15 protein-coding genes and 1 pseudogene are annotated in these 24,842 nt (G+C 56.4%); 9 read left to right on the top strand and 7 right to left on the bottom strand.

The features are described from left to right. Positions 1-14 precede the first annotated feature (14 nt). The 7 genes from LQZ21_RS09420 to LQZ21_RS09390 all read left to right on the top strand — a co-directional run bounded on the left by LQZ21_RS09420 (position 15) and on the right by LQZ21_RS09390 (position 10,943). On the top strand, positions 15-3,956 hold the full coding sequence (locus LQZ21_RS09420; RefSeq protein ID WP_411044076.1) for a transglutaminase domain-containing protein: 3,942 nt from the start codon (positions 15-17) through the stop codon (positions 3,954-3,956). Between the two features lie 252 nt (positions 3,957-4,208). After that, on the top strand, positions 4,209-4,553 hold the full coding sequence (locus LQZ21_RS09415) for a hypothetical protein (RefSeq protein ID WP_411044075.1): 345 nt from the start codon (positions 4,209-4,211) through the stop codon (positions 4,551-4,553). Further along, positions 4,550-5,104 (top strand): RNA polymerase sigma factor, encoded by a 555-nt coding sequence (locus tag LQZ21_RS09410; RefSeq protein WP_411044074.1) that lies wholly within the window; start codon positions 4,550-4,552, stop codon positions 5,102-5,104. The genes LQZ21_RS09415 and LQZ21_RS09410 overlap by 4 nt, the downstream gene beginning before the upstream one ends. 1 nt (position 5,105) lies before the next feature. Then, entirely contained in the window at positions 5,106-5,564 is a 459-nt protein-coding gene (locus tag LQZ21_RS09405) for a peptidoglycan-binding protein (protein ID WP_411044073.1), read from the top strand. Positions 5,565-5,801: 237 nt separating this feature from the next. Then, positions 5,802-8,342 (top strand): alpha-glucan family phosphorylase, encoded by a 2,541-nt coding sequence (gene glgP / locus LQZ21_RS09400; protein WP_411044072.1) that lies wholly within the window; start codon positions 5,802-5,804, stop codon positions 8,340-8,342. A gap of 68 nt (positions 8,343-8,410) precedes the next feature. After that, positions 8,411-9,163, top strand: a complete 753-nt coding sequence (locus LQZ21_RS09395) for a queuosine precursor transporter (RefSeq protein WP_411044071.1) — start codon at positions 8,411-8,413, stop codon at positions 9,161-9,163. A gap of 334 nt (positions 9,164-9,497) precedes the next feature. Continuing rightward, entirely contained in the window at positions 9,498-10,943 is a 1,446-nt protein-coding gene (locus LQZ21_RS09390) for a hypothetical protein (protein WP_411044070.1), read from the top strand. 107 nt (positions 10,944-11,050) lie between these two features. Here LQZ21_RS09390 and LQZ21_RS09385 read toward each other — a convergent pair whose 3' ends face one another. From LQZ21_RS09385 to LQZ21_RS09375, 3 genes are read right to left on the bottom strand one after another with little or no spacing between them, the layout of a single operon-like run. After that, positions 11,051-12,106 (bottom strand): lactonase family protein, encoded by a 1,056-nt coding sequence (locus tag LQZ21_RS09385; RefSeq protein WP_411044069.1) that lies wholly within the window; start codon positions 12,104-12,106, stop codon positions 11,051-11,053. Between the two features lie 3 nt (positions 12,107-12,109). Next, on the bottom strand, positions 12,110-15,199 hold the full coding sequence (locus tag LQZ21_RS09380) for an efflux RND transporter permease subunit (protein ID WP_411044068.1): 3,090 nt from the start codon (positions 15,197-15,199) through the stop codon (positions 12,110-12,112). Beyond that, positions 15,196-16,305, bottom strand: coding sequence for an efflux RND transporter periplasmic adaptor subunit (locus LQZ21_RS09375; RefSeq protein ID WP_411044067.1), 1,110 nt, complete (start codon positions 16,303-16,305; stop codon positions 15,196-15,198). The genes LQZ21_RS09380 and LQZ21_RS09375 overlap by 4 nt, the downstream gene beginning before the upstream one ends. Positions 16,306-16,397: 92 nt before the next feature. Here LQZ21_RS09375 and LQZ21_RS09370 point away from each other — a divergent pair, with 92 nt between their 5' ends. Beyond that, positions 16,398-17,834, top strand: a complete 1,437-nt coding sequence (locus LQZ21_RS09370; RefSeq protein WP_411044066.1) for a TolC family protein — start codon at positions 16,398-16,400, stop codon at positions 17,832-17,834. A gap of 325 nt (positions 17,835-18,159) precedes the next feature. Here LQZ21_RS09370 and LQZ21_RS09365 read toward each other — a convergent pair whose 3' ends face one another. From LQZ21_RS09365 to LQZ21_RS09350, 4 genes are all read right to left on the bottom strand, one after another. Then, complete coding sequence (locus LQZ21_RS09365; RefSeq protein ID WP_411044065.1) at positions 18,160-19,287, bottom strand: ABC transporter ATP-binding protein; 1,128 nt, start codon at positions 19,285-19,287, stop codon at positions 18,160-18,162. A 390-nt stretch (positions 19,288-19,677) separates the two neighbouring features. Further along, positions 19,678-22,080, bottom strand: coding sequence for a glycyl radical protein (locus LQZ21_RS09360; protein ID WP_411044064.1), 2,403 nt, complete (start codon positions 22,078-22,080; stop codon positions 19,678-19,680). Further along, positions 22,077-23,111, bottom strand: coding sequence for an ROK family protein (locus LQZ21_RS09355; RefSeq protein ID WP_411044063.1), 1,035 nt, complete (start codon positions 23,109-23,111; stop codon positions 22,077-22,079). The genes LQZ21_RS09360 and LQZ21_RS09355 overlap by 4 nt, the downstream gene beginning before the upstream one ends. Before the next feature lie 186 nt (positions 23,112-23,297). Next, positions 23,298-24,050, bottom strand: coding sequence for a DeoR family transcriptional regulator (locus LQZ21_RS09350; protein ID WP_411044062.1), 753 nt, complete (start codon positions 24,048-24,050; stop codon positions 23,298-23,300). A 603-nt stretch (positions 24,051-24,653) separates the two neighbouring features. On the opposite strand from LQZ21_RS09350, the pseudogene LQZ21_RS09345 reads away from it, so the two are divergent. Further along, positions 24,654-24,842, top strand: a pseudogene (locus LQZ21_RS09345) (PD-(D/E)XK nuclease family transposase); the annotation flags it as partial.

The raw sequence follows: 24,842 nt of genomic DNA, 5'->3' as shown, positions 1-24,842 counted from the left end.
AGTAGAGCCCATGCATGATAATTACTGATAAATATAGCGTATCCGCCCTTTTTTTACGATCCCTGGCGCTTTTTCCCATTTTGTATCAGGTCCGGCTCCTGGCCCAGGACCTGGCGGATACGCCGGTCTTTGTGGTTACCCTGCTTTTTGGCTTTGTTGCGGCTTGGATCCTGGCAAAACGGGGCATGCCCCCCCTTCCGGCCCTGATCATCCTGATCCTGGTGCCTTGGGCGGCCCGGGCCGGGGTAGCCATGCTCAGGCTTTTTTTTCCCGCCTCCGCAATAACCCCCGATGCCCTGCTCCTCAACCTGGATCGTAACAACTTTGTGGTCCTCCTGCCCTTTTATTGGGCCGCCCTCTCAACCTACTTTTCCAGCCGGTCCCTCCGTTTTTTGCGGGCCGACATCATTGCCGCGGATGTCCTGATCCTGGGGCTTTTTTGTATAACCCGTACCGGGGAAATGGACGCCTACCGCTGGCCGGTTTTGATGATCGCCCTTTTTACGGGGATCCTCTTTCTGCAGATCCTGGCCTTTATGTTTTCCCTCCCCCCGGAATACCGGCTGGGGAAAAAAGAAGGGCTTGCCGCGGTGCTTACCGTGTTTATCCTGGCTTTTTTGGGGGGCGTCCTCTTTATCAGACCCTCCCAGGAAGGGGCCGTTACCCAGGGCGGCGGACTGCTGGAGCCCAACCTCTTCCGGTTTGATTTTACCCAGTACCTCAAACTGGAAAGTGAAATCAGCATGAAGGACGATCTGGTCCTGATAGTCAGAAAAGATTCCGAAGATACCCATATTTTGCTCCGCCGCTTTGTGCTTTCCGGGTATGACCCCAAGCAGGGATTTTTCCGGTATGATACGATAGATGAAAAGGCCCACCCCCAACGGCTGCCCGAAGGATACACCTCCTTTGATGACGAGGGGATAAGCACCTACCGGATTACCGAGCAGGAATATTTTTTCGTCAACCTGGACCCCCAGGTCTTTGTCGCCATGAACAAGCCCGTCCTGGTTACCCCCTTTGACCAGTGGGACGCTTCTTCCTTCAGTTCCGCTTACGGAGTACGGAGTTACGTCAGCGAGGTCCTGCCCTTTGAGTTGATAGAAGCGGTAACCGGTCCCCCGGGGCCGGAAACCCTGGGGTTAAGCGTTGCGGACTATGCCTATTACACCGAATACGGCGGGGACGGGATCATCGCGGCCTATGCCCGGGAAATAACCGAAGGAATTACCAATTACCGGGAAAAGGTAAGAACCATTTATGAATGGTTAAAATACGGGGAGTACCGGTACAGCCTCAAGCCCGGGATAGCCCCCGACGGGGACCAGTTGAAATTTTTTCTCTTTCAATCAAAAAAAGGGTACTGTTCCTATTATGCCTTCTCCATGGCCTTGCTCCTCCGTTCCCTGGGCATACCCGCCCGGGTGGCGGTGGGTTTTTTTCTTGATCCCGAAACCAATACCTTTAACTATTACCCGGTGCGATCCAGCATGGCCCATGCCTGGGTAGAGGTTTACTATCCCGGATACGGCTGGATTGAGTACGATCCCACCTCCGGGATCCTGGCCGAAGGGGAGGAATTCACCCTTTCCACCGGGACGCCCCCGGATGTCTTTGAACGGCTGATGAAGGAAATCCTGGACAACCGGTCCCGGCTTAGCCCCCGGATACGGGCTGAAATCGAAACCATCCCCGGAACCTGGGATAGCCTGGGACGGTCCGCCGGTCTCTTTTTGCAAAAATATTGGGGGGCCGCCCTTTTTATCATCCTCGGTTTGGCCTTCATGTTCATGCGGACCGGCCTCCTCTGGATCGTGCCCCTTATCAGGGCGCCGCGAAAAAAGGCGGACCGCCTTTGGACCCATATAGTGCGGCGGCTGCGCCTGGGGGGATTCAGAAGAGGCCCCCAAGGCGAGGCTGATTGGGCCCATGACCTGGACCGGGAATTTGCCCTGGGGGTTTACCCCCTCTACCAAAGCCTGGCCGCCGCCCGGTACGCCCCGGAATTTACCCTGGAGGAACTTTCCCTCCTGAAAAGCCGGTACGTTTTTTTCCAGGGCCAATACAAAAAAGTTATCCCCTTCTTCCGGCGTATCCTGGCGTGGATCCTTCCGCCCCTGGCCCTGGCCCTAGGCCCCTCCAGGGGACGGTCCGGGGGAAGGAAGGGCCGGGGGCTCACCCTCCTGGCGATCCCCATCCTGTTGGCGGCCCTGGCCGGGGACGCGGCCCGGGCCCAAACGCCGGGGGGGGAACCGGGGGCGGAGGAGCTTTTTGCCGAAGCCCTGGAGGCCCAGGGCGCGGAACTATGGGAACGGGCCATTGAACGGTATGCCCAGGGTTCCCGGCTTTACCCCCAGGATCCCCGGTTCGCCCTGGCCTTGGGGAACCTCTATTCCGGCCATCGCCTCTTCAGCCTTGCCTGGGATGAATACCGCAAGGTAGAAAAGCTGATCCCGGAAAACATCGAAATTTTATACCTCCTCGCCCGAACCGCGGGTTATCTGAACCAGACCGTAACTGCGGTGGAGTACCTGGAGCGCTTATTGTCCCTGGATCCCCTCAACTATGAGGCGGTCAGTAATTTAGGGTGGATGTACTATAAACTCCACCGCCTGGAGGAAGGGGAGCGGCTTCTTTTGGAGGCCCGGTCCCAAACCGGGGGGGACGCTGATTTCGCCATGACCCTGGGAACCATCTATTTGGCCATGTTTCGTTACGAGGATTCCAAACGATGGTACCTGGAAGCCATTGCCGGCGGGGAGGAAGTGGGAGACCGGCAATTTACCGCGGTGGCCTACTACAATCTCTCCATTTTAGAGAGCCGCTTCTATAAATTCGGCGCCGCCTTTGACTGCGCCAACGCGTCTTTGGCCGCCCAGGACCGGTCCTCGGGACGGCTTGCCCGGGGGGAACTGTTCCTCCGGCGCCTGGAGCTGTCCCGGGTCCTTACCGAATATCAGGGGGCCTATGAGCTGGATACCTCCCCCCTGGCCAAGGTGAATCTGGCCCAGGCCTACCAGATTGGGGGCCGGCTTGAGGAGGCCCGGCTCTACGCCGAAGACTGCCTGAACCAGGGGGACCTTTCCTGGATGCTTAATTACGGTATCGATCCGGTACAGTACAAACGGGACCTCCACGAGATCCTCTATAGAACCTACGGCGGCCTTAAAAAAACCCAGGGGGCGCTGGTTTACGGCTCGTTACCGGAAAAGGCCCACAGCCTTTTACAGACCCTTTTCTATGGTTTTAAGGAATCGGTCCACCGCCGCCTCTACGAAAAATATTGTTTCCTCAATGCCGAGGCCTATGAGGCGGAACTCTCAAGTCCCGGGGCGCCCCATCTGGACGCCCTGATCCAGTACTACCATGCCTTTCAATCGTACCCCTCCCGGGCCCGGACCTACCTCAACCAGGCCATGGAATTTGAGACGGCCCTGATACCCCAGGCCCAGGCTTCCTATGATTTGGAAGAAGGGACCCTTCGGGGGGACAAGGCCCTTATCCGCCGGAGCCTGGAACAATTTGATCCGGTATGGGAGCGGGACATGATTGCCGAAGGATATGCCGAATTGGCCCGGGCGGCCCGGGGCAGGGAAAGACAGGAAGCGGCGGAGCGGCTTTACGCCCTTAATCCGGGGGGACTCCGCCAACAGGGGATACGCCTGCCCGCGGAACTCCGTTTGGAAACCGGCGGGAGGCCGAACAACGCCGCAAAACTCGAAAAAGCCCTGAGGCGGGCCCTGGCCCAGGCGGGGATTGACGAGATCCCGGAAGGCCAGGGCCGCTTCCGGCTCAGGATAACCCTTGCGCCGGGGGACAGCGCCCTCTGCCAACTCTACGACGCCGGCAGGGGAACCACCCTCTTCACCCGCAGCTTCCCCCTCAACTCCTCCTCCCCGGAGGATATCAGCGCCTTTACCCGCGCCCTGGGGGATGAGCTTTTCACCGCGCCCTAGTAAAATTTAACCACAAACCTCACGAACCATCACGAACAAGAAGACGCTTTGAACAAAAAGTTCGTGTTTTTCGTGTGGTTCGTGGTTAACCCTCTTCTTTCTGCCTAACATGGGTTAATCGGTAACGCCTATGGTGACTGACACCCAAAACGCAACTTTTTTTATACCCAGGGGTCAAAATTCATAGATCATACCGGTGTTTTTGGATATAGTTGAAGCAGCATTATTATCCAGCATGAGGAGTTACCGGTTATGGAAGAAATAAGGTCTTCGGAAGCAGCCCAGATCATCATCGCGATAATCCCCATTGTGGGAATCGTTATGGGATCGGCGGTGGTGTTTTTTTATCTTCTGTGGAACTACAAACGCAGGACCCTGTTAATCCAGGAAGGGCATTATGAACAGCCCAAGTTTGATCTTCTTTCTTTCAGCCTGCTGGCAGGGCTGTTGTTGGGCAGTGTGGGGATAACCTTAACCGTATTCTTGGCCATAGCGCAGGGAACCAGGTATGGTCTTTTGGGAGGGCTTATTCCCCTTTCAATCGGTATTGGTTTGTTGACCTATTATGGAATAAAACGCCTCGATAAACGGGCATGATGACGGACCGCGAGGCAGACGATCAACGGATCGTCACTGGGATCGTCTCGGGACAGAAGGAGTTGTTCCGGGTTCTGGTACACCGGCATGAACAGGCGGTACATGGAATGGGATTGAGTTTTTTTCGGAATGCCGAAGATGCCGCGGATTTTACCCAGGAGGTATTTCTTAAAGCCTATCATAGTTTATCCAAATTTGAGGGACGGTCGCGGTTTTCAACCTGGCTGTACAAAATTGCCTATAATACCGCCCTAAACGGGATAAGCAGGCGGAAAGAGTACCAGAGCCTGGCGGAGGGGGAAGTGATTCCAGACCGGTACACCCCGGAAGAGGCCCTGCTCCAGTCCGCCGCAAAGGAAGCGGTCATCGAGGCGGTAAAGGAGCTTCCCGATAAATACCGGATCTGCGTGGATCTCTTCTTTTTTTACGACCGGTCCTACCAGGAAATAGAGCTTATCACCGGACATCCGATAAATACGATAAAATCCCATGTATTCCGGGCAAAAAAGCTGCTTCGTCAAAAACTTGCGGCCTATGCGGAGGGAGAGTAAGATGTCTTGTCATGAGATTATGGAAAAAATGCTGGAATTCGACGGCGATAAAATACCCCTCTTACTCCGTTTCAAAATAGCCCTGCATCTTCTGGGCTGCGGCCGTTGTTCCGGGGAAATGATCCGGTACGAAGCGGCCCGGAATCTTCTGAAAAGGGATTTTTTCCCCCCCTCCCCGGGGCTTGCGGGGATTATCATGGAAAAAATCTACCGGGAGGAGCCCCTGACGGACACCGCCGGCGCAATTTCCTTCCGGAGTTGGGTGATCATTGGGATCATCGTGGTTTTTTCCCTGTCCAGCTCGTTTGTGGGCATTAATTTCGGAAAAATCGCCGCCCGGGAAGGCTCCTCCTTTTTGCTGCCCCTGGGGCTCACCATCGGTACCATCGTAAGCGCCTACGGTGCCCTGTTTATCGGCAGCCACCTGGAGGAACTCTCCGAACGCTTCCGCCTCCATTAGTACCTAGGATTAACCACGAACGACACGAACCTCACGAACAATAGTAAGAAATTAACCACGAAGGCGCATAAGGCGAAGAAGGAAGGAAGAAAAGGATTAACCACGAACGACACGAACCTCACGAACTTTCATTTGAAATTCTTGTATTTGTTCGTGGTTTTTTTCTGTCCTTTGTTGAAACTGAGAATTGCTGCTTTAAGCGTTGACAATACCGCTCCGGAGGCATAAGCTGTTTATATGAATATTTCCACATATACGGTAAAACCGAAACTCCCTCCCCCGTTAAAGCCTTTGGAAGAAATTGCCCGAAATCTTTGGCTTTCATGGAATTTTGACGCAGTCCAGCTCTTTATCCGCTTGGATTATGATGTTTGGCTTCAATCCTCCCAAAGCCCGGTCCGCACCTTGGGGATGGTAAGCCAGGAACGGCTCGCGGAAATGGCAAAGGATGATTCCTACCTGGCCGCGTTAAATGAGGTTTACAACCGTTTTCTCCGGTATAAAAAGGGTGAAACCTGGTATCGGGGCACCCGGCGGGACGTGGTGGCATATTTTTCCATGGAATACGGCATGGATGTTTCCTTTCCCATCTATTCCGGGGGCCTGGGAATGCTTTCCGGGGATCACATGAAGACCTCCTCCGATATGGGCCTGCCCCTGGTGGGGATCGGGCTCCTCTACCGGCAGGGATACTTCCGGCAGTACCTGAACGCCGACGGGTTCCAGCAGGAGACCTACCCGGAAAATGACTGGTACAATATGCCGGTGGAACGGAAAACCAGCAAAGGCGGGGAACCCATCAAGATCACCGTGGATCTGGCGGGCAGACAGGCCACGGCCCAGATATGGGAAGTGAAGGTAGGCCGGTCTTCCCTCTACCTGCTGGATACCAATATCGATGAAAATCCCCCGGATATCCGGAACGTTACCGCCACCCTCTACGGCGGGGACAAGGAAACCCGGATTCAGCAGGAGATCCTCCTGGGTATCGGTGGAATCCGGGCCCTGCGGGCCCTGGGGATCAACCCCGCGGCAACCCACATGAACGAGGGTCATTCGGCCTTTTTGGGGCTTGAACGGATCCGGGAGATCATGGACGAGAAGAAATTCAACTTTGAAGAGGCCAAAGAAGCGTTATGGCCCACCAATATTTTCACCACCCATACCCCGGTTCCCGCGGGGAACGAGCGCTTTGATGTGGCCCTGATGGAGAAGTATTTCAGCGCCTGGCCCCAGATCCTGGGAATAAACTGGAAGGACTTCCTCGGTTTGGGCAGGGAACGGCCCTTCGATGACAGTGAACCCTACTGTATGACCATCCTGGCCCTGAAACTCGCCGCCTATGCCAACGGGGTTTCCCGGCTCCATGGGGAGGTTTCCCGGGATATGTGGAAGGGCCTCTGGCCGGGCCTCCCCCTGAACGAGATCCCCATCGGCCACGTTACCAACGGGGTACATCCCCGGACCTGGGTTTCCAACAACATGGCCGACCTCCTGGACCGGTATTTCGGCCCCCATTTTGAGGAGGAACCCACGGATCTGGCCATCTGGAACCGCATGGACCGGATCTCCGATGAGGAGTTGTGGCGCACCCATGAACGCCGCCGGGAGCGGCTGGTGGCCTTTGCCCGGGACCGGATCCGGCAGAACCTCAAGCGGAACGGAGCGGTGGAGCGCCGGATTCAGCAGGCCGAAGACGCCCTTTCCCCCTATGCCCTTACCCTGGCCTTTGCCCGCCGTTTTGCCACCTATAAACGGGGCAACCTCCTCCTGCGGGACCCGGAACGGCTCCTCAAGCTATTAAAGGACACCGAGCGGCCCATCCAGCTCATATTTGCCGGTAAAGCCCATCCCATGGACATGCCCGGCAAGGAGCTTATCCGCAGCATCGTCCACTTTGCCGAACAGCACGATGTGGAAAGCCGGATCATATTTTTGGAAAACTACGACATGGCCATGGCCCATTACCTTACCGCCGGGGCGGATCTGTGGCTTAACACCCCCCGGCGTCCCCTGGAAGCGTCCGGCACCAGCGGCATGAAGGCCGCCATGAACGGGGTCCTCAACTGTTCCATCCTGGATGGCTGGTGGGACGAGGCCTATAACCCGGAAGTCGGCTGGGCCATAGGCCGGGGAGAGGAATACGAGGATACCAACCTCCAGGACGAAGTGGAGAGTAAGGCCCTCTACGACCTTTTGGAACGGGAAATCATCCCCCTCTTCTATCAGCGGGGCCGGGACGGTCTGCCCCGGGAATGGATCAAGCGGATGAAGACCTGTATGCGGGAAATCGGCCAATCCATGTCCAGCCACCGGATGCTCATGGATTATTCGAACAAATTCTATTTCCCCGCGTTAAAAAATTACCGCCGGATCGTCAAGGACGATTATACCGAGTCCAAATCCCTGGCGGCGTACCTGGATAAACTCCGCCGATCCTGGGATACCATCAAGATCCTCCGGCTGAATTCCAATGCCAAGCCGGTGATGCAGCGGGGGGATTCTTTGACGGTTACCGCCGCCATAGAACTGGGGGCCCTGCTCCCGGAGGAACTTACGGTGGAACTCTACTACGGGGCGGTGTCCAACCAAAGCAGGACTATCGAACAGGCCCGGCGGGCGGAAATGCGCCCCACCGGACGGGATGGTTCGGCTTACATCTTCCAGGTGAAGGTCGAATGTACCGATACCGGCTGGCAGGGGCACACCGTGCGGATCCTGCCGAAACATCAGGCCCTGATCCATCCCTACCGGACCGGCCTTATCAAATGGGCCTAGTATAGCGGCGGGGAGACCCGCCCGGCGGTAGCCTAGCAACCCGCCTTAACAAAACAAGGATGGTTTTTATGGTTTCTTCATCTTCGCAGCTTTCGGCGCCGGGGCGTTCTTTTAAGTATTTGGATCTGATCATGGCCGTTTTTGTGACGGTCCTCATCGTCAGTAATATCGCCTCCTCGGCCAAAATCGTTGATTTGGGGTTTTCCCTTTTCGGCGTGCCCCTGGCGTTTGACGGGGGGACCCTCCTCTTTCCCATTTCCTATGTCTTTGGGGACATCCTCACCGAGGTATACGGCTTTCGGGCGTCCCGGCGGGTCATTTGGACCGGATTCGCCGCCCTGGCCCTGGCATCGGCGGTGCTTTTCCTGCTCCGGCTCCTGCCCGGGGAGGCGCTTTGGGAGGATTACGCGGGCAGCGCCGCCTACGACGCCATCCTGGGGGGGATGAGCAGCGGGGGCATTGCCCTGGCAAGCCTCGCCGGGTATTGGGTAGGGGAATTTTCCAATTCCGCGGTCCTGTCCCGGCTCAAGGTCCTGATGCGGGGCAAACTCCTCTGGGTCAGGACCATAGGCAGCACCCTGGTGGGGGAATTGCTGGACAGCCTGATCTTTGTGCTTATCGCCAGTATCGCCGGGGTTTTCGGCTGGGAGCTTTTTGCTTCCCTGGTAGTAACCAACTATCTCTTTAAGTGCTCCATCGAAGCCCTGATGACCCCCGTCACCTACCTGACGGTGGGCAGGCTTAAGAAAGCCGAGGGGATCGATACCTATGACCGGGGGGTAAAACTCTCGCCTTTTGGGGCCGGATGCGTTTTTTTTTAAATTTTTTCACTTTTTTTTCAAAAAAACAAGATTTTTGGACCAAAGTGTGATATAATTATTAGTGTACGTTTTTAAGAAAATAATAGTATGCGGCTGCCGGGTACTTATCCGGCAACCAATCCATATATCGGGGTTCTAGTAAAGAGGGACCCCGGGGCAGCGCCTCCCGTAGCAAAGTTGACGCTGCCACCGGGGTTGCACTTATGCAGGGTAAATATAGCCCAACCGGGTAATAATTACAATGCATAGGTCCTCTTTTAAATCCCCCGGTGTCGTATGACGCCGGGGACACCCAAGATCTAATCCTGGGTGCATATTTTTTAAGGAGGGCTTTATGTTAAAACGAAGCCTTTTAGTGAGCTTGGCGGTTGTCGTAACCGCGGTACTGATTCTTGTGGGGTGCAGCCAGACTACCGACCCGGAAAGTTCAGGAGGAGGCGGCGGACAGATCGGCGGGGGCACGGTTATTAACTTAAAAAACAAGGTAACCGCCCAGGAGCTTGCAAACGCGCTGGCCGATAACGCCGAGGTAATCTTAATTGGGGACTATTCGGAAGCAATTACCCTCGTCGATACGAAAGACGAAACGGTAACCGCAACAACCCTGCATATCCCCGAGGGCAGAACCCTGACGATTGGTAAAAATGTCATTTTTATACTGGATGATGATCATCTTTCCATCGACGGGACCCTTAAAGTGGATAAGGGCGGGACAGTCATGCTGCAAAATGATGGTAGTAGCAACCCGGATGCAACCGGTAACCTTATCGGTGAGATCATTATCGAAGACGGCGGTATCTGGATAGACGCGAGCGGCAGCGGCACGGTTTGGGGTGAAACCGCGCAGGAAGGGACCGGCAGGATAGTCTACAAAGCGGGCAGCGTGGCCTACTGGGGCGGTACTAACACCGCTTACACAAACGGCTTGGCTCATGATGACGCTAAAGCGCGAAAACGCATCGGCCCTGAAGACGATTCGGATGCGAAGTATCAGCTGCTAAACGGCGAGATCATCCTCAAGAAGAATTACTTTGAGTTTAACGGCGACGCCTATTTACCCAAGGGACACGGAGTTTCCGAGGACGCCGTTGTACAGATCAACGCGGGCAAGACCGTTACGCTCACCGGCTATACCGATGCCGATGGTTTTGTCATAATCTCCGGGCCGGGCATCGACGACGATCCCGGGGGCAAGCTCATTGGGCAGGGTAAGCTGGTTGCCGGTAACACCGAGTTTGTCGGCGGCGACGGGGGCCTGCGGGCGCACTATACCGACAACACCAAGTCTATTACGATATGGGCCAAAAGCAAAACCACCAGTTGGCTCGTGGGGGGCGACGCGGTCCTCACGGGCGGCGCCGGCGCAACCATCACCCAGAAAGCGGGCCTGGGCAATTCCTTTGCCATAGGCGATACCGGTAAAGATACGGTGATAAACCTCGGCGGCACCACCACCCTGGCGGCAGCCCAGCTTATTCTGGAGGGAGACGCCGACGGAGAAGATGCAGACCTATTTGCCGACAATCCGGGTAGGGTTGTATTTAAAACAACGCTCTCGGCCGTGCAGATTGGCGCCGCGTTTACGGCTAACGGAGCCTTCACCGGTGCGGCGAAAATCGGTGACAAGACCTTTGATAAAATTGGTACTCCGACGATCTATACCAATATTACCACTGCGGCAGGCAAGTTCCTGGGCCTCAAGGCAACAGTGGATGGCGGTATTGCAGGCGGCATTGATGGTATTACCATCGACAGTACCCAAAACGTAGCGGCCCAATAATTAAGGGCGCGGCGTAACCATCCCGGGGCTTCCCCAACGGAAGCCCCGGTTTTTTGCTGCTCCGGGCGGCGGGTCAAAAGCTCGTGGTTTTTTCCACGGCGCTAGGGCTAAAAAACCACGCATACCGGCGTGGGGACCGGGTATTCGCCCCAAGGGGTGAGTTTTCCCGTCTCCGAATCCACCCGGAAAACTACCAGGTTATCCGAGTGCTGGTTGCAGACCACCAGAAAATCATTGCCGGGGCTGAAGCAAAAGTCCCGGGGGGTCCTGCCCTGGGAAGAAACCCAGTCCTCGGGGGTGAGGAGGCCCCGCGGGCCTACCCTGAACCAGGCGATGCTGTTATGGCCCCGGTTGGAGACGTAGAGGAATTTTCCCCCGGGCCCCAGCCGGACCGCGGCGGCGGTATCATCTTCCCCCTTTTGGGGAAGGGTCGAAAGGGTCTGCTCCGGTTCAAAGCCCCCGCTCGCGGGGATGTACCGGAGCACATCCAGGGAAGCGTCAAGTTCGTTTGCCAGGTAGAGGACCTCCCCGGAGGGGTCAAACACCCCGTGCCGGGGGCCGGCTCCGGGTTTTACCGAAAACCAGGGTACGGCGGCGGGAACCAGGGGTTTTGAGGCGCCCCAATGAACATCATAGGCCATGATCCGGTCGGTACCCAAATCAAGGCAAAACCCCCGGCGCTGTTCCCGGTCAAAGATAAAGGAATGGGCGTGGGGCCCTTCCTGACGGCGGGGATTAGGGCCGCGGCCGGAAAACCGGATGACCTGGAGGGCCTCCCCCAGGTTTTTCTCCAGGGGAAACACCCCCAGGGTTCCGCCGGTATAGTTGGACACCACCCCATAGGCTCCGCGGGCATCGATGGCTATATGGCAGGGATCCCGGCCGCCGCTTTTCTGCTGATTAAGAAAGCGCAGGCCCCCTTCCACGGCAAAGGCGGATAGGGCCCCGGTGGGGGTCCCCTCGAATTCGGCTAATTCATTTACCGCATAGAGGGTCTTTTTTGACGGCCCCAGGGCGAGGTATGAGGGGTTACGGGCCTCCGCGGCCAGGACCGGGCCCTCCAGGGTTTTACCATCCAGGGTAAAGGAATAAATCCCCCGGCCCCGGCCGCCATAGGCCCCTTCGGTATAGGTTCCGATAAAGCCGGTTGCTTGTTTACTCACCCCTTACTCCGTAAGACGTTTTTCTTTCCCCTGCTCCAGCATCCGGTAAACCACGGGGATGAAAAACAGGGTGATAAAGGTGGAGCTGAAAAGGCCGCCGAAGATACTCTGCCCCAGGGGGGCGTAGATCTCCGAACCCTCCCCCATGCCGATGGCCAGGGGGCCCACCCCCAGGAGGGTGGTCAGGGTGGTCATCAAAATGGGCTTAAGCCGGGATACGGCCCCGGCAACGATGGCCTCGTCCAGGGGCATCTTATCCCGGTCCCGGAGCAGGTTCGTATAATCGATGAGGACGATGGCGTTATTCACCACCACCCCTGCCAGGGCGATGATCCCCAAAAGGGATACGATATTCAGGGAGGAACCGAAAACCAAAAGCCCGCCGCTGACCCCTATCATCGTAAAAGGGATAGAAGACATGATCAACAAAGGCTGGGAAAAACGCTCAAACTGGATCACCATCACCGTATACACCAGGAAGACGGCGACGGCCAAAACCAGTACCAGGGACCGGAAGGAAGACAAAAGCTCCTCGGTGGTACCCCCGATCTCCCAGCTTACCCCGGGAACCAGGCCCCGGTCGGTGATGAGCCCCGTCACCCGCCGGGAGGTTTCCCGGACATTGGGGTCCCGGAGGGCCGCCTGCACGGTGATGGCCCGGGCCTGGTTGCGGTGGACAATTTGGGAGACCCGCTCTTCGGTTTTCAGCTCCGCAAAATTCGCCAGGGAAACCGCCCGGCCGTCCACGGTGTTGACCTGCAGGCCGTAGAGGACGTCCAGGGGTATGCGCCCGCCGCTCAGGTTGGTTTTTAACTCTATGGAAATGTTTTCATCCGTCCCATAATAGGTTCCCAGGGTAAGGCCGTTAAACACGATGCGGTTCATCGTGGCGGTTTCAGAGGAGGAAAGGCCCAGAACCCCCAGATACCGGTGGATCAGGGCCATGGACATCTCCCGCTGATCCAGGCGGATGTTGTTATCCGTACTTGCCACATTGGGGTCCAGGGCCATATACTGCCGGACCTGGTCCGCCCCGGCGATCACCGAATCCAGGTTATTACCGGAGACAATCACCACAAAACCTTCACCCCCGGTCGCCAGGGAAAGGAGCTTGGACACCCCGCCGTTGCTCACCGTGGCCTTGAGATCCGGGATGCGCCGGTTTATCTCATCCTGCAGTTCGTTGATGATGCGCTTAACGTGCCGCTTCCGGGACTTTGCCGGGGAGAGTTTGAGGCTTCCGTAGGCCCGGTTGGCTTCCCGCTGGGAACCAAAGAGGTCCGCCTGGCCCACCACAAAGTAGGAGGATTCAAGCTCGGGAACCAGGGTCCGGATCTCTTCTTCCAGCAGGGCCGTCTTTTCCCTGGTCATCTCCAGGGTATAGGCCCCGGGGGTTTCCAGGGTCAATTCAAGCTCCGCCATGTCGGTCTGGGCAAGAAATTCAAAGCCCAAAATCCTAAAGGATAAAACGCTCAATACCAGGAGGATCACGGTCCCGGTCAGAAAGGATTTTTTTGAAGCCAGGGCACCCCGGAGCAGCTTCGCATAGGCCTGGGAGAGCCGGTCCATGCTCCGTTCCACCGGCACCGCGATCCAGCGGCCAAAGGTTTTGGGTTTTTCCCGTTTCAGAAAGAGGGCGCAGAGAAAGGGAACCACGATGATCGCCACAAACAGGGAGCTAAAAAGGGCGAAGATGATGGTCCAGGCCACGTCCCGCAGGATGATCCCCGCCAGGCCGGATAAAAAGAGGATGGGGAAAAAGGCCGCCAGGGTGGTAGCGGTGGAAGCTATCACCGCCCCGCCCACCTCGTCCGAACCCAGGGACGCCGCTTCCCGCCGGTCCATCCCTGCGTCAAAATGACGCTGGATGTTTTCCAGGACCACAATGGAGGCGTCCACCACCATGCCGATGGCCGCGGTAAGGCCCCCCAGGGTTATCAGGTCCAGGCTTGAACCCTTGGCCCAGAGACCGATAAAGGTAAAGAGGATCGACAGGGGGATGGCCAAGCCCACGATCAGGGTGGTGTTCCGGTTGTGGAGGAAGATAAAAAGGATGATCACCGCCAGGGCCGCCCCCATGACGGCGGACTGGAACACCGCGTTCATGGACAGGGAAATATGATCCTGGTCGTCCTTGAGGTATACAAAGGAAATCCCCCCGGCATATTCCTGTTCCAGCTTCCCCAGGATACGCCGGACCTCCCGGCTTATGGCGATACTGTCCCCGTCCCGCTGTTTGGACACAAAAAGCACCAGGGAATCCCTGCCGCCGCTGATAACATAGTTGTCCCGGCGATTTTCCCGGATATTCACCTCCGCCACATCCCGTATATGGATGTAGCGCCCCTCCCGGATGGCAAGGACCTGATCCTCAATTTCCCCGATGGACTGGTAGCGGCCTTCGGTCCTGATCCCCAGATGGTAGCCCTGGTAAATGCCGTCCCCCCCGGGGAGGGAAACATTGGAGGCGGGAAGAATTTTTGCGATATCCAGCACCGAAAGCCCCGCGCCCCGGAGCAGATCGATGTCGGCGGTAATTTCCACCACCTCCCGGCTGTCGCCGTTCATGCTCACCTGGGCAACCCCCAAGATCCGGGATAAGGAGGGGACGATTTCATCCCGGCAGAGGGTGGATAATTCGCTCCGGCTGCCCTGTCCTTCCACCAGGATGGTCATAATGGGGAGCTGGGAGGTGCTGTACAAAAAAATCTCCGGGGGGGCGCTGATATCGTCGGGAAGTTCGTCCATGACCCCGTTGATCTTTTCCCGGATGTCGGGAATTTTGCCGTCGGCGTCTTCGTTATAGTCCAATTCCAGGGTGATAAGGGAGGCCGAATTCTGGGAAATGGAACTCATCCGGGTAAGCCCTTCCAGGGTTCCCAGGGCGTCCTCCAGGGGATTGGTGATCTCCCGTTCAATGTCCTCGGGACCGACCCCCGGCCAGGTGGTAAGTATCGCCAGGGTGGGGAGGCTCATGTCGGCGATAAGGTTACGCCTCAGACGCAAGGCCGCAATCACGCCGAAGACCAAAAGCACGATGAGGCTCATCAGGATAACCTTGGGGTGCTTAATGGCGTAATCGGCGATTTTCATGGGCCGGAAACTCCCCCACCCTCCGGCGGGTCAGTCAACGTTTCCCTGAGGATAGTAAGGCGCTGGCCCGGGGTAATAAAATGCTGGCCCTCCAGAATAAATTCATCGGATCCCCATTCTTCGGGGATGCGGAAAAAATCCTCGTTAAAAAAATCCGGAATATACTCCCGGTATTGGGCCCGCCGCACTTCGTCCACGTACCACAGGCGGTTTTGGGAACCCAAAGCCCTCACGGGAAGGTAATACACACCCTCCCGGCTCTCCAGGACAAAAAGCACCTTGACGAACATCCCCGGCCGCAGGCCGCGGTCGGCGGCGCCGGGAATGGTATATTCCACCAGGAAACTCCGGGTCTCCGGGGAGACGTAGGGGGCAAGGCTCAAGGGTGCGGGGAGGAATTCCTCATCCCCCAGGGCCGGGACCCGGAGCCGCACGGGGATATCCTCCCAATGTTCCGCAAAAAAATGGTAGTGTAGTTCCGGAACCGAGGCCCGGATCCGGAGGTCCTCCAGATCTCCCAGGGTCAGCAGGGGGGTTCCGGCATTGACCAGGCCGCCCTGGGTACTATGGCGGATCAGGACCACCCCATCCAGGGGAGAGCGGATCAGGGTATAATCCCGGTTAAGCTGGGCCAGCTCGTATTGGGCCTTGGAGGATTCATAGGCGGTCCGGGCCTCTTCGTATCGCTGGCGGGTAACGGCCTTACTGGCATATAAGGCGCTGATCCGCTGCCAGGTTGATTGGGCGGTTAAAAAGGCGGTCCGGGCCTGGAGATAGGTCAGGTCGTAGGGGGCGGAATCAACCTGGGCTACCACCTGATCTTTGGTCACGGGCATGCCCGGCTCCGCGTCCAGGGACAACAGGGTTCCCGAAACCCGGGATACCAGGGTAAGGAGGCGGCCGGTTTCCACTTGACCGCTCAGGGAGATGGTTTTTTCTATCCGCCCCCGGCGGGGACGGATCGTAATCACCGGGGCCAGAAATTCAGCCGGCTCCTCGGCGGTTTTTCGCAGAATAGTCCAGCATACCAAACCCAGCAGGAGGATCAAAACAAAAAAAATCCCGAATTTAACCGGGGAAAATCGCCGCCCCCTGCCGGAACTCATCTATGAAAAAACCTCCATATGGATTACATTTTTATTATGATAGAAAGCATAGCTAAAAAGCAAGAGAACCACAAGTCCGCGACGGAACGGCCATGAAACCGCGGTTTTCCCCATGGGTTTTATGGCTGCTGGTCTTTTCCCATCCCCTCTGGGGCCAAACTGCCTCGGCGCAGGATGAAGTCTGGGACCGGGACCGGCTCGTATCCGCGGCCATGACGGGAAACAGCGGCTACCTCTTGTCGGAAAGCCGGGGCCGGGAAGCCCGCTCGGTCCTCTCCGCCGCCAAGGCCGCCCGGCTGCCGGTGATACGGTTCGGTTCCAACCTCAGCTATATACTCAACCCTCCGGAGCTTACCATCAAAGCCGGTTCCTTCTTTCCCGGGGGCAGTATACCCGTGGTTACCAATGTACCCCCCATGACTACCAATATGCCCTTTCCGGCCCTCCCCCAGGAGGATACCACCCTGCGATTAAGTGAAAGCACCCAATACGAATTCAGTCTCAGCCTGGAGCAGCCGGTTTTTACCTGGGGGCGGATCCACAATTCCGTGAAAGCCGCGGATCTGGGGAGCCGGGCCGCGGTGCTGGAGATGGAACAGGAAAAACGGAATATCCGGACCACCCTGGACGGGCACCTCTATACCCTGAGCTTTCTAACGGAAATTCGGGGGCTTCGGGCGGAACAACGCCGCTGCGCGGAACGGCTCTCCGCCATCTCCGAAGAGAGTTACACCGAGGGCTTCCTCCTCCAGGGGGACCTCCTTTCGATCCGGCTCCTGTCCTCGGAACTTGCCCTGGGGGATTACCAGATTATGGAGGCCTGGGAGTCGAGTTTTCAGGCGATTAAGACCCTTACGGGCCTGTCCGGCCTTACCCCGTCCCAGATCAAGCCGCCCTTCCGGGAGGGCCTTGTCCGGGACAGCCTTGCCTTTTCCCGGGAGGATACCGGGGGGCTCCTCGCCAAGGCCCGGGCGGAGAATGTGGGGCTCAAACTCCTGGCCCTCCGCACCCAGGCCGCGGACCGGCTCCTCGCCGCGTCCAAGGGCCAATACTACGGCAAGCCGGAACTGGGCCTCTTCCTCCAAGTGACCTATGCCGGCCCGAATTTTCCTTTTATCCAGCGGGGCTGGAAAACGGCCAATAACCTCAGCCTGACCACCACCGTGGGGATCCGCAGCCTCCTCTTTGACGGGGGCAATGTCCACCATACCATACGGCAAAAGGAAGAAACCCTGGTCCAGGCCCGGCTTGCCGAGGAACAGAGCCGCCGGGAACTGGAAGCATATCTGGAAAAAGCCCTCCTCAGCCTGGAAGTGTCCGCCCACCGGCGGGAATATCTTTCCCTTAAAATAGAAGCGTCCCAGGTCCAGCGGGATACGGCGGAAGCCGCCTGGAAAAGCGGCTACGGGGAAGAGCGGGACTATCTGACGCAGGAGATTTCCTGGCGGGAGGATAGAATTTCCCTGCTCCAGGAAGAACTCAACGCCCTGATTACCGCCCTCCAGTTGGAAAACGTGACGGGTTTTTGAGATAAGCGGACGCTAGTACCTTGTAAACAATATGCCTAATATATGGGAGAAAGAGAATTCGACCACGAAGGCGAATAAGGAAGAATTAAGAGAGCATGAGGAAGCCCCCTCCTCTTCTCTTTTTCCTCGTCATTCTTAATATTCCAATGGTGACTGACCCCATAAGAAAATCACCCAAAGGCAAATAGACACAAAAGGACGGAATTACTTCATTTTTTTCCATTTTCGACTTCCTTCTGCGCCTTCTTCGCCTTTGTGGTCATTTTCTCTAGTACAGTTTAGATGTTACAAGGTACTAGTCAGACCCTAAAAGTTCCGGGCTGCGCTATTTTTGCGCCGCGAGGTCCAGTTCGGCAAGGACGGAAAGTTCCGTTTCCTTGTCAAAATACCGGGCCTTATCCATGTGGGGCACAAAATTGGCGATTTCACCCACCTTGAAATCATGGTGCGGTTCGGTACGGGCCACCAGAGACTGGGTCGTATTCGTAGTAGTGAGCCAGAGGTGAATGTCCGCGCCCAAGGGTTCAACCACGGTGATCTTGACCGCCATATTGTTCTCCGAGCCGGATTTTTCCGTAAAGGAAAGATCCTCGGGCCTGATGCCGAAATAGACCTCTTTCCCCAGGTATTTTTTAAGATACTCCACATGCTCCGGAGCGGGTTTTATATTGAAAGAACCTTCTTCCAGGATAACACCGCCGCCCTTTTCCGTTACCTTGACGGTAAGGAAGTTCATCGGCGGGGAACCGATAAAGCCGGCCACAAATTTGTTAATCGGATGATTGTACAGGTACAGGGGGGAACCGATCTGCTGGATCTTCCCGTCCTTCATAACCACGATCTTGTTGGCCATGGTCATGGCTTCAACCTGGTCATGGGTAACATAGATCATGGTCGCGTTCAGCCGCAGGTGGAGATCGGAAAGTTCCGCCCGCATCTGCACCCGGAGTTTGGCGTCCAGGTTGGAGAGGGGCTCATCAAAGAGGAACACCTTGGGGTTACGGACTATGGCCCGTCCTACCGCGACCCGCTGGCGTTGACCGCCCGACAGGGCCTTGGGTTTGCGGTCCAAAAATTTCTCGATATCCAAAATGCGGGCGGCTTCATGTACCCGGCGGTCAATTTCGGATTTCTCCACCTTCTTGATCCGCAGCCCAAAGGCCATGTTTTCATACACCGTCATGTGGGGATACAGGGCATAATTCTGGAATACCATGGCGATATTTCTGTCCTTGGGGGGGACATCGTTCATCAACTCGCCGTCGATGAACAATTCGCCTTCAGTGATATCTTCAAGCCCGGCAACCATGCGAAGGGTCGTCGATTTACCACACCCGGAGGGACCGACGAGGACCACAAATTCCTTGTCCTCGACCACGATGTTCGCATTATCCACGGCCCGAACATTCCCGTCATACACCTTACTAATTGCCTTTAATTCTACTTTAGCCATACTACCTCCCTAAAATTTGGGTTATTTTATACTTTCAGTTTAAACCCTTATTGGGTATTTGTCAATGAAAATGCGGAGTCGGCAGGGCAAAAGTCTTACCATTTATCCGGGATACACCCTGAGGAAATTCCGGTATGGAGGAAAAAGCGGCTGGGGACGGGCCGGGGGCATACCCCGCCCCGTTTCATTATAGCGACCTACCTAACGGTTTAAACGGCTAAGCCGATATTGGTTTAGTTAAGTACAAAAAGGCGTAGATCCCAATAAATTTGTCGTCTATCTGAAACGGGGCGGGGTATGCCCCCGGCCCGTCCCCCGATAATTCCTCCATACCAGTAAAAACAATGGGGTGTATCCCGGGCAAAGCACATACTTTTGCCCGGGCGCTTCCTATAGAACCTGCTCGGTCCGCTCGATAATGTCATCCTGGGTTTCCCGGGAGAGGACATTAAAGAAGGCGCTGTAGCCCGCCACCCGGACGATGAGATCCCGGTGGGCCTCGGGGTGGATCTGGGCGTCCCGCAGGATTTCCCGGGAAACCACGTTAAACTGGACGTGGAAGCCCAGCAGCCGGTTGAAAAAGGCCCGGAGCAGCAGGATGAGTTTGAGCCGGTCCGCTTCTTTTTCCAGCATCTGGGGGGTAAGCTTCTGGTTGAGGAGGACCCCGCCGGTGATCTCCTGGGTGGGGAGTTTGGACACCGTCTTAAACACCGCGGTAGGTCCCCGGCGATCCATGGCGTGGGAGGGGGAACAGCCTTCGGCCAGGGGTTCCCCGGCTTTGCGGCCGTCCGGGGTGGCCCCGGTACCCGCCCCCTGGGGAACGTTGGCGGAGATGGAGGAGGTTCCCGCATAGTAGATCCCGCCGATGGGACCCCGGCCATACCGGGTATTGTGATACTTCTTCATCTCGTCGATATATACGTCATAGGCCTCCCTAATGAGGGAATCCACATAATCGTCGTCATTACCGTATTTGGGGGCCGAAAGGAGGATCTGGCGGACCCGGGTGTTTTCCGGTCCCTCAAAATTTGCCTCCAGGGCCGCCCAGACCTGGGCCGCGGTCAGGGTTTTCTCCTCAAAGACGGTTTTTTTGATCGCCGCCAGGGAATCGGCCAGGTTGGCGATCCCCACCTGGAGATCGCTGATAAAGTCGTAGACCGCCCCCCCCTCTTTCAGGTTGAGCCCCCGCTCCAGACAGTCATCGCAGAGGGCGGAACAGAGGATGTCCGCGGTGTCCCGTTCCAGCACCGTATCCGCCACGGAATCGATGATCACGCATTGGCGGGTGAATTCCCGGATGATCCGGTCCCAGGCGGCCATCACCTGGTCAAAGGAGCTCATGTCCCGGAAGTGACCGACCCCCTGACAGAGCCGGGTCCCCGAAGCGGGATCCACCCCGTCGTTCAGGGCGATGAGCAGGGATTTGGGGAAGTTGAGGAAGCTCATCCCGGTACAGCGGTACCCCCACTTGCCGGGGACCGCCACTTCCACACATCCAATGGCGCTGTAGTCATAGGCGTCCTCGGGCTTTACCCCCTTGGCGATAAAGGAGGGGATAATCACCTCGTCGCTGTTGAAGGCGGGCATCCCGAAACCCAGACGCACCACCTCGATACATTCCGCCATAAACCGGTCGTCCAGGCCCTGGTGATAGCGCACGGTCAGATTCGGCTGGGGGAGCCGGGTCTGGGCCACGCTGCGGAGGATGAGGTAGCTCAGGGGGTTCACCGCATCCTTGCCCTCCACGGTCTGGCCCCCCACGGTTACGTTCTGATAGAGGGGGCTTCCCGCGGAAAACCGGGTATGGGACCAACTGCGGATCTTGTTGATGGTGAAGGTCTTGAGCCAGAGGTTGGTGAGGAGTTCAACGGCGGCGGCCTCGGTGATATGGCCCGCGGCCAGATCCTGTTCATAATAGGGGTAGAGGTACTGATCCATCCGGCCGTAGGAAAGGGAATGGCCGTTGCTTTCTATTTGCAGGCAGAGATGTACCAGCCACAGGGCCTGGACCGCCTCGTAAAAGGTTTCCGCCCGTTCATAGGGTACCTTGTCCAGGATCCGGCCCATCTCCAAAAGTTCCGCCTTGCGCCGGGGGTCGGATTCCGCCTGGGCCGTGCGGCGGGCCAGATCCGCATAGCGCCGGGCAAATGCCCGGGTGGCGTCCACCACGATGATCACCGCCCGGTAAAAATAGGACTTGGCCAGGTTTTGGTAATCGGTAAGGTCCAGGTTTTGGAGCTTTTCTTCCGCCCGTTCCTTGTATTCCTTAAGCCCCTTTTGCAGCATCCGGCGGTAGTTTACCGCCACATGGGCGTCTCCGGAGGTGATGTTTCCCTCGGCCTTGATGATCCCCAAATCGTAGAAGAGGCGGGCGGAGGCGGGCATGGCGGCCAGGCCCCGGTCTTTGACGGTGTTATGTTCCCAGAAGGGGGCGATTTCCCGGAGGACTTCTTTGTTCTTTTCGGTGATGTAAAACCGGTCCCCGTCCCGTTTATCAAATTCGTCCAGCTCCGCGATGACCCAGTCCATGGCATATTCGGGGAAGATCGGCGCGAACCGGTTTCCCGAGGCCTGATTCCCGGCCAGCAGGGTCTGGGGCTCGATAAAAATACTCATCCCCCCAAGGACATTTTGGTACATCAACGCCCGGCGCAGGGCCAGGGGCTGATCCAGGTTCATCCGATAGGTGTCGGTGGTGATCTTTGCCCGCTCGGTACAAACCCAGGGGCTTACCGTAAGCAATTCTTCCCGAAAATCATGCATCCGGGGGGTGAGCTCGCCAAAATAATTCATGCCATACTCCCATATTCATCAAAAATCAGCTCCGCCGCCCCAATCATACCAAAACGATCCGCAAGTTCAGCGGGCTTAAAATAAACCGGCATATCATTCCGGTTGTATACGTCAAAATTCCTCCGGACCGGACCGAGCAGTTTGTCCCCCATTTTAAGGAGGCCCCCTCCCAGGACAAAACAGTCGATGTTAAAGGTCATATAGAGGTTGAAAAACCACTGCCCCAGGTACCGGGCCATTTGATCCAGGGCCCGTATTGCCAGGGGATCGCCCCGGTCATAGGCGGCTTCCAAATGGGTACAGTCAATATGCTCCACATCGCCGGCAAGGCCGGTCATGAGGGTTTTTTCTCCCTGGGCTATCCAGTTCCGGATATGTTTAATGATCATGGAGCCTGAACACCAGGACATAAAACACCCCTGATTGCCGCAGCCGCAGACCAGGCCCTCCCCGGGGGTGGCAATCATGTGTCCGGTTTCCCCGGCCCAGCCGTAGGTGCCCCGGAAGAGTTTACCGTTGATGATAATTCCCGTGGCGATGCCGGTACTAATCGGGCAATAAAGCATATTCTTAAAGCCCCTGCCTGCGCCAAAACGGTTTTCTGCCAGGGCCGCCACGTGGGCGTCATTATCCAAAACAATGGGGATGGCGGGGAATTTTTCCATTAAATAGGCCTTGGCGGGAAAATTCCGAAGCTTCACCAGGTTACTGGTTTTTACGATATAGCCCTGGTCAAAGAGGATGAACGAGGGCAGCCCCAGTCCGATTCCCCGCAGTTCCTCCGGGGCCAGGCCCTGTGCTTCCAGCAGGGACCGCAGTTCCCGGATAAGGCCGTCAAAAAAGGCTTCCGGCTCCAGGGCGGGGTCCGAGGGACAGCGGCGCTGGGCGACAAGATTTTTCTTGTCATCAAAAAGTCCGCAGGCTATCTTGGTTCCCCCCACATCAATCCCCATCACATAGGCGCCCATACACTCCCCCTTTCCCGAGCAAACCCCATCGATACATTCCCGCCGGATTTGAAACCGGCCCAACTATATTTAATATAATACCAATCATTTCGTTTGTAAATAAAATATATTTCAAAAATAAGAAAAAAACTTTCTTAACAAGAAACAAGAAATCCACGGGTAGGTCAACATACCCTGGGGCGGTTTCCCGCCAGGTACGGACCTTCATACGCCGATCCGAAGATCGGGGTATGAAAGTCCGCCTTTCAATTACGATTGCACTTTGCGGATCTCGACATTCTGTTGCGTTAAATGGGCCTCCACATCGGGCGGAATCCTGTCGTCGGTAAAGACCATCGCCACCTCCTCGGTCCGTATCAGCCCTTCGGAGCCCTGGCGCGAAAATTTCTCCGATTCGGTGAGGACGATTATCTGCTGGGCCTGTTCCACCAGGTCCCGGACGGTTTGCGCCCGCAGGTGATCCTTGCCGGTAAAGCCGTACCGCGGCATAAACCCGTCGGCGCCGATGAAGAACTTGTCGGAGAAAAAGACCTCCGCGGAGCGCCGGGTGATGGAGCCGACCAGCACCTGGGCGGCCGGCTGGTATTGCCCCCCCAGGAGGATCACCTTGCCGTAGGGGGAATGACGGATATGGCTGGCGATAAAGGCGGAATTGGTAACGATGGTTACATCCCGCCGGGTATTGGCCAACTCCTCCGCCAGGAGGGCGCAGCAGGACCCGGATTCGATCATCACGGTCTCCCCTTCCTCCACCAGGGCCGCCGCTTCCCGGGCTATCCGGCGCTTCACCTCATAGTGCAGGGCCATCCGCTTTCCCACATCATCAATGGAGCCAAAAAGCGCAAATCCGTGCTCGCGGCGTAAAAGTCCCAACGCCTCAAGCTGGTCCAGATCTTTCCGTACGGTAACCTGGGAAACCGCCAGGAATTCCGCCAAAGCGGTTACTTCCATTCGCTGCTTAGTTGCCAGGATCTCTAAAATTCGAACGTGTCTTTCCGTCATGAGTATCTCTCCCTTTTTTGTAGGTTTTAGCGGCGCCGCCTGCAAGAAGGTTTTTATTTCCTTCTTACTTAAAACATACTAAATTTTCATAAAAAGTCAAGGAAAAAGTTTCATTTGGAATAAAAAAATTTACGAATATATCATTAAAATGGTTAAATCGCTTTTGAATTCACTATATTAGTATTATGAATCTCATTATCCGGCTAACAGTGGACTTACGAAAGGGTATATAAAACCTTCGAAAATTACTTATGAATAGAAGAGAATTCGACCACGAAGACACCATCCAATACAGAATATTAAGAAATTCACCACAGGGTAGACCGCTGCGCGGTCAATTAAATAAGCAGAAGGCGAAGAAGGAAGGAAGAAAAAAAGAAATGAATAGAAAAAATGGGCCTCCTCCTCCCTTAATTCCTCTCTCCCCTCTTCGTTCGTGTCGTTCGTGTTGGTTCGTGGTTAACCCTCTTCATTCTTCCCTTTTTCGCCTTCTGCGCCTTCGTGGTCAAATTCTTTTAAGGCCTGGTGCCAGGCACTGTTTTTGGACGGAATTTTCTCTTGGAAAATAATTTTCCCCGGTGTATACTAAGAACAGGAGACGCTATGCACATCATTCATCTGGACGAAACCGACGATCCCGTCAATATCTGCTACGACAACGTGTTCAAGGCCGTCTTTACCCAGAAAACCCCCGAATCCCGGACCGCCCTGTCCCGGCTCGTCTCCGCCATGACCGGACGGACCCTCACGGTCGTTTCCATCACCGCCAACGAGCCCCCGCCCCAGAGCCTG

This window comes from Treponema sp. TIM-1, assembly GCF_046533115.1.
Taxonomy (GTDB): Bacteria; Spirochaetota; Spirochaetia; order Treponematales; family Breznakiellaceae; genus JAIRMO01.
The sequence above is the reverse complement of the archived record's forward strand: the minus strand, read 5'-3'. Positions and strand labels throughout refer to the sequence as shown.

Excerpts from the sequence above, each read along its gene's own strand:
- LQZ21_RS09390 (WP_411044070.1), top strand. The coding sequence starts at position 9,498 with ATGTTAAAACGAAGCCTTTTAGTGAGCTTGGCGGTTGTCGTAACCGCG.
- LQZ21_RS09395 (WP_411044071.1), top strand. The coding sequence starts at position 8,411 with ATGGTTTCTTCATCTTCGCAGCTTTCGGCGCCGGGGCGTTCTTTTAAG.
- glgP (WP_411044072.1), top strand. The coding sequence starts at position 5,802 with ATGAATATTTCCACATATACGGTAAAACCGAAACTCCCTCCCCCGTTA.
- LQZ21_RS09405 (WP_411044073.1), top strand. The coding sequence starts at position 5,106 with ATGTCTTGTCATGAGATTATGGAAAAAATGCTGGAATTCGACGGCGAT.
- LQZ21_RS09415 (WP_411044075.1), top strand. The coding sequence starts at position 4,209 with ATGGAAGAAATAAGGTCTTCGGAAGCAGCCCAGATCATCATCGCGATA.
- LQZ21_RS09360 (WP_411044064.1), bottom strand. The coding sequence starts at position 22,080 with ATGAATTATTTTGGCGAGCTCACCCCCCGGATGCATGATTTTCGGGAA.
- LQZ21_RS09375 (WP_411044067.1), bottom strand. The coding sequence starts at position 16,305 with ATGAGTTCCGGCAGGGGGCGGCGATTTTCCCCGGTTAAATTCGGGATT.
- LQZ21_RS09420 (WP_411044076.1), top strand. The coding sequence starts at position 15 with ATGATAATTACTGATAAATATAGCGTATCCGCCCTTTTTTTACGATCC.
- LQZ21_RS09380 (WP_411044068.1), bottom strand. The coding sequence starts at position 15,199 with ATGAAAATCGCCGATTACGCCATTAAGCACCCCAAGGTTATCCTGATG.
- LQZ21_RS09365 (WP_411044065.1), bottom strand. The coding sequence starts at position 19,287 with ATGGCTAAAGTAGAATTAAAGGCAATTAGTAAGGTGTATGACGGGAAT.
- LQZ21_RS09350 (WP_411044062.1), bottom strand. The coding sequence starts at position 24,050 with ATGACGGAAAGACACGTTCGAATTTTAGAGATCCTGGCAACTAAGCAG.
- LQZ21_RS09370 (WP_411044066.1), top strand. The coding sequence starts at position 16,398 with ATGAAACCGCGGTTTTCCCCATGGGTTTTATGGCTGCTGGTCTTTTCC.
- LQZ21_RS09410 (WP_411044074.1), top strand. The coding sequence starts at position 4,550 with ATGATGACGGACCGCGAGGCAGACGATCAACGGATCGTCACTGGGATC.